9 protein-coding genes and 1 pseudogene are annotated in these 8,967 nt (G+C 59.2%); 2 read left to right on the top strand and 8 right to left on the bottom strand.

What is annotated here, in order from left to right; genetic code table 11:
• The 6 genes and pseudogenes from AB5Y85_RS10830 to AB5Y85_RS10805 all read right to left on the bottom strand — a co-directional run.
• Positions 1-245, bottom strand: a pseudogene (locus tag AB5Y85_RS10830) (haloacid dehalogenase-like hydrolase); the annotation flags it as partial.
• A gap of 5 nt (positions 246-250) precedes the next feature.
• Entirely contained in the window at positions 251-910 is a 660-nt protein-coding gene (locus AB5Y85_RS10825; protein ID WP_101529952.1) for a TIGR01621 family pseudouridine synthase, read from the bottom strand.
• Positions 911-1,086: 176 nt separating this feature from the next.
• Positions 1,087-1,779, bottom strand: coding sequence for an ABC transporter permease (locus AB5Y85_RS10820; protein ID WP_005337302.1), 693 nt, complete (start codon positions 1,777-1,779; stop codon positions 1,087-1,089).
• Positions 1,780-1,782: 3 nt separating this feature from the next.
• Entirely contained in the window at positions 1,783-2,523 is a 741-nt protein-coding gene (locus AB5Y85_RS10815) for an ABC transporter permease (RefSeq protein ID WP_005352911.1), read from the bottom strand.
• 211 nt (positions 2,524-2,734) lie between these two features.
• On the bottom strand, positions 2,735-3,508 hold the full coding sequence (locus AB5Y85_RS10810) for an ABC transporter substrate-binding protein (protein ID WP_005337307.1): 774 nt from the start codon (positions 3,506-3,508) through the stop codon (positions 2,735-2,737).
• A 49-nt stretch (positions 3,509-3,557) separates the two neighbouring features.
• A complete protein-coding gene (locus AB5Y85_RS10805; RefSeq protein ID WP_005337310.1) occupies positions 3,558-4,328 on the bottom strand; it encodes an ABC transporter ATP-binding protein in 771 nt (256 codons plus the stop codon).
• A gap of 533 nt (positions 4,329-4,861) precedes the next feature.
• Here AB5Y85_RS10805 and AB5Y85_RS10800 point away from each other — a divergent pair.
• Entirely contained in the window at positions 4,862-5,764 is a 903-nt protein-coding gene (locus AB5Y85_RS10800; RefSeq protein WP_005361415.1) for a lysine exporter LysO family protein, read from the top strand.
• A gap of 103 nt (positions 5,765-5,867) precedes the next feature.
• Here AB5Y85_RS10800 and iadA read toward each other — a convergent pair whose 3' ends face one another.
• Positions 5,868-6,998: a beta-aspartyl-peptidase gene (iadA, locus tag AB5Y85_RS10795; RefSeq protein ID WP_257688066.1), complete on the bottom strand. Its 1,131-nt coding sequence runs from the start codon at positions 6,996-6,998 to the stop codon at positions 5,868-5,870.
• 66 nt (positions 6,999-7,064) lie between these two features.
• Positions 7,065-7,844, bottom strand: a complete 780-nt coding sequence (locus AB5Y85_RS10790) for an ABC transporter substrate-binding protein (protein ID WP_257688070.1) — start codon at positions 7,842-7,844, stop codon at positions 7,065-7,067.
• A 389-nt stretch (positions 7,845-8,233) separates the two neighbouring features.
• On the opposite strand from AB5Y85_RS10790, the gene AB5Y85_RS10785 reads away from it, so the two are divergent.
• Positions 8,234-8,842 (top strand): ACP phosphodiesterase, encoded by a 609-nt coding sequence (locus AB5Y85_RS10785; RefSeq protein ID WP_257688065.1) that lies wholly within the window; start codon positions 8,234-8,236, stop codon positions 8,840-8,842.
• Positions 8,843-8,967 lie beyond the last annotated feature (125 nt).

The following is an 8,967-nucleotide window of genomic DNA, read 5'->3' as shown; positions in this document are numbered from 1 at the left end:
ATACCGCACCGCCGCTGGTTGGGTAGCAGCTGACTTGGCAACAAATAGACCAACCCACCCAGCGCAATCACTGGCAACAGCAGCAGCGGCCAGATCCGGCGGCGCAGGATATAGCGCAGCAGACCGGCGTGGCTGTCGCCGGGGGCCAGGGTGTCGTCAAAGTCGGCCAGGATCCAGCGCGGTGCACGTCCGTCAAGATCACGCGCTTTCGCTGAATGGATAATGGTGTCAGGCTCTCGGCGCATAAACATCAGGGCGCAAGGGCTGCGATGGCTGCAGTGAGCTCGGGAGTGACAAATTCACTCCCCACATCGGGCGGGCAGACAAAGTCGAACGGCTCGCCCGCCAGCGTAAAACTCAGTCGCCAGGCGTGCAGATAGCCGCGATCGGCTGGCGTACCGCCATAGCGCTCATCCCCGAGAATGGGGGCGCCGATACTTTTGAGGGCAACCCGGATCTGGTGGGTTTTGCCGGTCTGGGGCTTGATGCGATAGAGCCGCAGCCCCTCGCGCACCGACACCGAATCAAACCAGCTGATGGCAGGATTATCCAGCGTGCGCGCCAGCATCCAGCTACCGCCGCGTCCCTTTTGCATATCCCCCTTCACCCAGCCCTGCTTCTTCTTGGGTTTGCGATCGGAGAGCGCCAGATACTGTTTGTTCACCTCACGGGCCGCAAAGGCCATACTCAGCTCGCGATTCGCCTCTGTGGTGCGAGCCAGCAGCACCAGCCCGGAGGTCATCTTGTCGAGCCGGTGTACCGGATAGAGGGTGAGCCCGGTATCGGCCTTCACGCGATTGACCAGCCCCGGATTGACCGACTCCCCGTCGCCCTTCTCGTCGTGCATGCCGATGCCGGGCTGCTTGTCGATAACCAGGAAAGCGGGATGCTCAAACAATATCCGGTACATAAAACCTCGGGAACTGGGGGATAAGGCACGCAGCCAACGGCTGGCGGCGCTCGGGAGTGCTGCATTCTCCCTGCTCGTCCGCCATTTGGCAAACCGGGCGGGCAGAGGATAAAGATAAAAAATGGCCCCGCCTGCAACAGGCGGAGCCATTTTCGCTCATCTTGGCAGCTCAACCCTTACACATTGCGCGGACGCAGATGAGCGTGCCAGCGCGCTTCCCACTTCTTGAACAGCCAGACGATGACAAAGGTGAGCAGCATATAGAGCAGCCCTGCGGTCAAAAAGGCCTCGAACGGACTGTAGTAGCGGGAGTTGATGATCCGCGCCGCGCCGGTCAGATCGACGATGGTGATGATGCCCGCCACCGCCGAGCCTTGCAGCATGAAGATCACCTCGTTGCTGTAAGCCGGCAGTGCCCGACGAAACGAGTTGGGTAAAATGATCCGGGTCAGGGTCTGCCAGCGGGTCATGCCAAAGGCGTTGGCTGCCTCAATCTGGCCGCGCGGCATATTGTGTACCGCCCCGCGCACGATCTCGGCGGTATAGGCGGCGGTATTGAGGGTGAAAGCCAGCAGCGCACAGAACCAGGCTTCGGAGAAGAGCGACCAGGCGGCACTGTTCTTCAGCCACTCCCACTGGGCGGCGCCGTAGTAGATGATAAAGAGCTGCACCAGCAGCGGGGTGCCGCGAAAGAAGTAGATATAGGCCCAGATTGGCCCCTTGATCAGCCAGTTGCGGCTATTGCGCAGGATGCCCATGGGCACCGCCAGCATCAACCCAAGGATCAGAGAGAGGGCCACCAGCCAGACGGTGGTATAGAGCCCCTCCCAGTAGGTGGGCCACTCTTTGAGAATGATTGAGAAATCCATGGCTTACCTCGTCTTGATGGCGTAATGACGCTCGGCCCACTTGAGCGCCGAGGTGGAGACTGCGGTGAAGATCAGGAAGATCAACGCCACCGCCATATAGAAGGTGAAGGGTTGCTGGGTCGAGCCCGCCGCCAACGAGGCTTTGCGCACCATGTCATCGAGGCCGATGATGGAAACCAGCGCGGTGGTTTTCAGCAGCACCAGCCAGTTGTTGCCAAACCCCGGCAGAGCGTGGCGCATCATCTGGGGAAAGAGGATCCGCACAAACACCTGGGTTGCCCGCATGCCAAAGGCCCGTGCGGCCTCCAGCTCGCCTTTGTCCACCGCCAGAATGGCGCCGCGAAAGGTCTCGGTCATGTAGGCGCCGAAGATAAAACCGATGGTCGCGACACCGGCCACAAAGGGGCTGATGTCGATATAGTCCGGGAGCAGGGAGACCCACTCCTGATTGGGATTACTCTCCAGTAACCAGCTGTTGTAAGTCTCGTTGACCCAGGTGCAGATGCCGTTGATCAGCACCTGGCCGCCAAAGAAGAGAAGCATCATCAGCACCAGATCGGGGATACCGCGAATAATGGTGGTGTAGCCGGTGGCGATGGCCCGGGCCCACTTGTAGGGAGAGAGTTTGGCCAGCGCCCCCAGCATCCCCAGCAGCAACGCCAGCAGCAGGGAGGCCAGCGCCACTTCCAGGGTGACCCAGGCGCCCTCCAGCAGCGAGGCTTCGTATCCTTTCAAATCAAACATATGCAGCTCCATCGCCACTGAATCTTCACGCACCTGCTAACCAGAAGGCTCCATAGCAGTCCGAATGAAATATGTGCAGCTCCATTGCAATCAATGCGGGCCCGTAAACTCCCTCAGGGAGGTGACGGGCCCGATGACTACTGACGGGATCAACCTGTCGTTACTTGCCGTAGACGTCTTTGGACTTACTCGCCGTAAACGTCTCTTTGTTTTACTCTCCGTAAACGTCGAACTCGAAGTACTTGTCGTTGATTTCCTTGTACTTGCCGTTGGCACGCAGCGCCAGAATGGCGGCGTTGAATTTCTCTTTCAGATCCTTGTCAGCCTTGCGCACCGCAATACCGGCACCCTCGCCAAACCACTTGGGATCGGTCAGTTTCGGGCCGACGAATTCGAAGGCATCACCCCCCTCTTTCTTCAACAGACCGTCGGTGATGGCGGCAGAGTCGGCCAGCACATAGTCCACACGACCGGATTTCAGATCGAGATAGGCTTCATCGGCGGTGCCGTAACGCTTGATGGTGGCATTGGGGAAGTTGTCGGTAATAAAGGTATCCATGGAGGTTGCACGCTGCACCGCGACGGACTTGCCTTCCATAAAGGCTTTGTCGAGCTGCACGTCAGTGCCCTTCTTGGCGGCGAAGCGGGCCGGAATGTGCTGGTACTTCTGGGTGAAGTCCACTTTCTTCTTGCGCTCTTCTGTGATGTCCATGGTGGCGATGATGGCGTCAAACTTGCGTGACAGCAGCGCCGGAATGATGCCGTCCCAGTCCTGCTTGACCAGGGTGCACTTCACTTTCATCTCTTCGCACAGGGCGTTGGCGATGTCGATATCAAAACCTTTCACCTCGCCACTGGGCTCGGTCCAGGAGAAGGGGGGATAGGCACCCTCAACCCCGATCCGAACCTCTTTCCACTCCTTGGCCATCAGGCTACCGGACGCGAGGGCAGTAACTACGGCTGTCGCCAGCATCAGCTTGTTCATGTATCTCTCCTTGATAAAACAGTTGATTGGGTAACCAGGCATCCCGCCATCAGTAGATGGAGGAGATGAATTGCTTGAACCGCTCGGATTTGGGATGGGCGAAAATCTCCTTGGGGTTGCCCTCCTCTTCCACCCGCCCCTGATGCAGAAACATCACCTTGTTCGATACATCCCGGGCAAACGACATCTCGTGGGTCACCACCAACATGGTGCGCCCCTCTTCGGCCAGCTCGCGCATCAGGCCGAGCACCTCCCCCACTAGCTCGGGATCCAGCGCCGAGGTGGGTTCGTCAAACAGCATCACCTCGGGCTCTACCGCCAGCGCACGGGCAATGGCGGCCCGCTGCTGCTGACCACCGGAGAGGTGGCCGGGATAGTAGTCACGCCGCTCCCAGAGTCCAACCCGGTTGAGCAGTTGCTCTGCCTTGGCCAGTGCTTCGGCGCGAGGTACCTTGAGCACCTGGATTGGCACTTCGATGATGTTCTGCATGATGGTCATGTGTGACCAGAGATTGAAACTTTGAAACACCATGGCCAGTCGGCTGCGGATCCGCTCAACCTGACGCATATCCTCGGGCAACCGCTCGCCGGCGCGGCTGGTTTTCATCCGGATCAACTCGCCATGGAGCGAGACGGTGCCGGATGAGGGGGTTTCGAGCAGATTGATACAGCGAAGAAAGGTCGACTTCCCCGAGCCGGAGGAGCCGATAAGGGAGATCACATCCCCCTTGTGGGCGGTCATGTCGATGCCCTTGAGCACTTCGTGGGTGCCAAAATATTTGTGCAGATCACGTACTTCCAGTGCGGCAACGTCGCTCATCCATTACAACCTTGTCTGTCCCTAGACGCCGCAGGGGGCGTGACTCAACCATCGTCCATTTAACAAAAAGTTAACCGATGGCAACCTTCAGCGAAAATATCACCCGGATAGTGAAAAAACAATACAGAACGAGGGTCTTCAGGGGATTCGCTCTATTTTTATTCGCCCTTTGCGTATTTTTCAGCACTTTGTTTGCATAAACAGCCGTTTCAATGGCTATTCCGATAACGCCTTTTTATACCCCAATCATATCAGTGGCAAGAGAAAAGCGTGATGTGTGCCAAACCGGCACCAAAATGGCTTTATGCACCCCCTTGCCGAGCGAAATATCGGCCCCCCGATTGGATCAACTTGATTTCATTGGTGCACTCGGGCTCGCACAGAACCTTATCAAACAGAGAGGTTGTGGCAAAAAAGTAACAATCTGCCCCCAAAAGGGCTGTTTTCGGCCATGAAAGCGATAGATATGTGACACAGAGCCAATAAGTAATGATAAGGTGGTGTTTTTATCAGTTTTTGTGATCGAGGCCTCGATGCTGCTCAATGTGTTGCTGATCCTGTTGCCACTGGCAATCGGCTATCTGATTCCCCTCTCCTCTGCCCGGCTGATCAAGCTGGTCAACCAGAGTCTGGGCAAGATGGTCTACCTCATTCTGTTTCTGATGGGGCTCGGGCTTGCCTATGTGGAGAACCTGGGCAGCAATCTGGCGGTGATCTTCAAGGTCGCCGGGGTGATGCTCACCGCGATCACGGTCTGCAACCTGCTGGCCCTCTGGTGGCTCGACAAGCGCACGCCGCCGACCCACGAGGCGAGCGATGCCAAGATGCCGGGCAAGTTGCACCTGTTGTGGGAATCCCTGCAGCTCTGCTTTGTGGTGCTCGGCGGTGTGCTGCTCGGGTTGCTGGTGGATCTGCGCGCCCTGCCCATCGACAAATGGAGTGAGTGGGCCCTGATGCTGCTGCTGTTTCTCATCGGGGTACAGATGCGCAACTCCGGCATGCGGCTGCGCCAGATCCTGCTCAACCCCTGGGGGATGAAGATAGCCGCCACCGTCATCCTCAGCAGCTGGCTGGGCAGCCTGCTGGCGGCCCAGTTGCTGGGGATGCCCTTTGCCCATGGTCTGGCGATGAGCTCGAGCTTCGGCTGGTATTCGCTCTCCGGCATTCTGGTGGCCGACAAACTGGGGCCGGTGCTCGGTTCTGCTGCCTTTATCAACGATCTTGGGCGCGAGCTTATCGCCATTCTGATCATCCCGGTCCTGATGCGACGCCACCCCTCGGCAGCCATCGGTTATGGCGGCGCCACGGCGCTGGACTTCACCCTGCCGGTTATCCAGAAATCAGGGGGCATTCAGGTGGTGCCGGTGGCCATTGTCTCCGGCTTTATCCTGAGCCTGCTCGGCCCCATCCTGATCCTCGGGTTTCTGGCGATCTAAGCCTTATTCCCACATTGCAGATCAAAAAGCCCGACCTTGTTGTCGGGCTTTTGCTGGTTGGAGCAACCACGCTCTCGCACTGACTACGATATTGCCCGCAGCCTTATTCGCGCCACTGGCCGCCACTCATCACCCGTTCGATAGCAAACGTCCGGTCGTGCACCAGCAGCAGATCCGCATCCTGCCCAACCCCGATACGCCCCTTGCTGCCAAGCCCCAGCGCCTGCGCCGGATTGCTCGTCACCACGGTCAATGCCGTCTCCAGCGAGACACCGAGCCGGGTCGCGCACACGCACTGCTGCCACAGGCTGGCAATCTGGCCGCAGCGCATCTCGATTAGCCGCCCTTCGCCATCAAAGCGCGGCAGACTGGCGTTGGCATCCGAGCTGAAGGTGATGCGCTCGACAGGCACATTGGCGGCCAGCAGCTCGAGAAGCGCATCGGCGGCAAGCCGCTCGCCATCCTCCAGCAGATCGGGAAAGCTCGAGGTGGTGAGGTCGACCCAGCCTCCCGCCTTGCCCCACTCGATGGCCTCGGCAAAGAGCCAGGGGTTGCGGTTGCAGTGAGTGGGATAGATCTGGCGCAGCGGAATGTCGGTCTTATCGCGAAGAGCCCGCAGGGGGGCCAATGCCCCCTTGCCATCCCCGACATGGAAGAAGCTGATCCCGCTCTTGCCCGCAAGCAGCCCGGCTACTCGCGCCTCGCTGGCAAGCCTGGCCAGCTCATCGTGGGTCGGCGCGCTGGATCTGTGGTCACTGATGGCCACCTCCCCCACCCCCAATACCTCGGGGATCAGGATGATGTCCGACTCCACCGTGCCGGTCAGGGTCTTGACCGGCAGATGGTAGGAGCCGGTATACATAAACGCGCTCACCCCGGCGGCGCGAAACTCGCGCACCTTGCCGAGCACCTGTGCGGGAGTGCGGGTCAGGCTGTCGGTGCCAAGCGCCGCCACCAGGGTGGTGACGCCGGCCTTGAGCGCCTCGCTCGCCGCCAGTTCCGGGGTGCGAAAAGCAAAGCCCCCCTCACCGCCACCGCCGGTGATATGGGCCAGCGGATCCACCAACCCGGGTACCAGATAGCGGCCTCGACCATCGACCCTGTGCAGCGGCCAGTTTGTGGGCACCGTCAACCCCTTGCCCATCCAGGCGATACGGCCATCAGCCACTAGCAGATCCTGCTGGCCAAGGTGGGTAGGGCTGAAGATCTCGGCCCCCTCGATCAGGGTCAACATGGCGATCCTCCTTGCACGATTGTCGCTTGCCCAATGAAAAGAGAGGGAGCAAGCTCCCTCCCCCCGTCAACCACCATATATATCGTACTTGAAGTACTTATGGTTGATCTGCTGATAGGTGCCATTGGCACGCAGGGCCTTGATCGCCTCGTCCAGCTTGCCCTTGAGCTCCTTATCGCTCTTGCGCACGGCGATCCCCATACCATCACCAAACCACTGGCGATCGGTCAGGGCGGGTCCCACATAATCGAACTTGTCGCCCCCCTCTTTGCCAAGGAGCCCCTGCTCAATGGCAGAGGCATCGGCCAGCAGGGCCAGCACCCGACCCGCTTTCAGATCGAGATAGGCCTCATCGGCATTGCCGTAGCGGACTATGGTGACATTCGAGCCAAAATTGTCGGTCAGGTACTTGTCGTGGGTGGTGGCACGCTGCACCCCGATGCGCTTGCCCGCCATGCCTTCCGGGGTCAGCGTCAGCTCGGTCCCCTTGGCCGCCACAAAGCGATTGGGAATATGGGCATATTTCTCGGTGAAATCGACCTTCTGGCGCCGCTCGTCGGTGATCGACATGGCGGCGATGATGGCGTCGTATTTGCGCGACAGCAGGGCCGGGATCATGCCGTCCCAATCCTGCGCCACCAGCTCGCACTTGACCGCCATCTGCTTACAAAGGGCGTTGGCGAGATCGATATCAAACCCCTTGATCTCGCCCGACGCATCGGTCCAGGAGAAGGGCGGGTAGGCCCCCTCCACCCCGAAACGCACGGTTTTCCACTCCTTGGCCATGGCGGGGGTGGCCAGCAGGCTGGCAACAAACAGGGCTGAGAGGGTCAGTCTGATCTTCATCATGAGTACTCCATTACATAAAAAGCGCACAAGCGCGGACAAGGCACCGCAGGCGAATGCATGCGATGACCAAAAGCGGCAAAATCTGGATGAGCGAGATCACGCCCGAGCGGGCGTCAGTGAACTGCTCCAGAGGTTCGATCTATTCGTCGAACCACTCGGAGAGATAGAAAGGCTTGAAGTAGAAGGCCAGAAAAAAGCCTCTGGCTTTGCGCATCATGGTGGTTTGTCGCGTCCTGTGACAAAGATGGCATCACCTTAGCACGCCCGATTTTTGTCCGGCAAGAGGCAGCCGCAGGGCAGAAGCAAAATCCCGATCATGGTCAAGGCAGGCGGGATCCGTTAGGCTCGAAGCACCTTGCCATCCCATAACAGACCCACAGCGACCGATGAATTTTCTGGCCCATCTCCATCTGGCTGCCCACACCCGAAGCTCCCTCACCGGCAATCTGCTGGGTGATTTTATCAAGGGAGTGCTGCCCACGGGGCTTGCCGCCCACTTCGATGAGGGGATCTGGCTGCACCGCAAAATTGATGCCTTCACCGACAGCCACCCCGAGCACAAGGCGGCCGTCGCCTGTTTCGAGGCCCCCTGGCGCCGCTTTGGCGGCATAGTGGTGGATATGATCTACGACCACTGGCTGAGCAAACATTGGGGGCTGTTCAGTACCGAACCCCTGCCCCGCTTCCTTCAACGCAGTTATGATCAGCTATTGGCCGATCACCCACGCCTGCCGGATGGACTGCCGCTTCCCCTCAAGCGGATGGCCGAGCAGAACTGGATCGCCTCCTACCGCCACAGGGAGGGGCTGGGGCAAGCGCTAAATGGCATCGGCCGCCGACTGCGCCGCCCAGTACAACTGGGAGAGGCGCTGCTGACCCTCGATGAATCGCAGTGGCAAACATGCGAGGCGGGATTTCTGCGCTTCTATCCCGCGCTGATGGACTTTAGCCAGCAGCAGCTGGCCCAATATCGGGCAGCGCAAGGGGCACAGTGATCCCTCTGGATAGAGCTGCTTCCCCATAAAAAAGGCTATGTCCCAATTACGTGTTGCATAGGGCGCCCCAGCGCCTCATGCAAACATGCTTTGATATTTACGCCTTTTCCGTAACGCTCCAGCAT

Origin of the sequence: Aeromonas sp. R3-1, assembly GCF_040908345.1 — a bacterium.
Classification (GTDB): domain Bacteria; phylum Pseudomonadota; class Gammaproteobacteria; order Enterobacterales; family Aeromonadaceae; genus Aeromonas; species Aeromonas veronii.
This window is presented reverse-complemented; position numbering and strand designations above follow the sequence as displayed.

Coding starts and splice junctions, on each gene's coding strand:
- AB5Y85_RS10825 (WP_101529952.1), bottom strand. CDS start 910: ATGTACCGGATATTGTTTGAGCATCCCGCTTTCCTGGTTATCGACAAG.
- AB5Y85_RS10820 (WP_005337302.1), bottom strand. CDS start 1,779: ATGGATTTCTCAATCATTCTCAAAGAGTGGCCCACCTACTGGGAGGGG.
- AB5Y85_RS10785 (WP_257688065.1), top strand. CDS start 8,234: ATGAATTTTCTGGCCCATCTCCATCTGGCTGCCCACACCCGAAGCTCC.
- AB5Y85_RS10810 (WP_005337307.1), bottom strand. CDS start 3,508: ATGAACAAGCTGATGCTGGCGACAGCCGTAGTTACTGCCCTCGCGTCC.
- AB5Y85_RS10800 (WP_005361415.1), top strand. CDS start 4,862: ATGCTGCTCAATGTGTTGCTGATCCTGTTGCCACTGGCAATCGGCTAT.
- AB5Y85_RS10790 (WP_257688070.1), bottom strand. CDS start 7,844: ATGAAGATCAGACTGACCCTCTCAGCCCTGTTTGTTGCCAGCCTGCTG.
- AB5Y85_RS10815 (WP_005352911.1), bottom strand. CDS start 2,523: ATGTTTGATTTGAAAGGATACGAAGCCTCGCTGCTGGAGGGCGCCTGG.
- AB5Y85_RS10805 (WP_005337310.1), bottom strand. CDS start 4,328: ATGAGCGACGTTGCCGCACTGGAAGTACGTGATCTGCACAAATATTTT.
- iadA (WP_257688066.1), bottom strand. CDS start 6,998: ATGTTGACCCTGATCGAGGGGGCCGAGATCTTCAGCCCTACCCACCTT.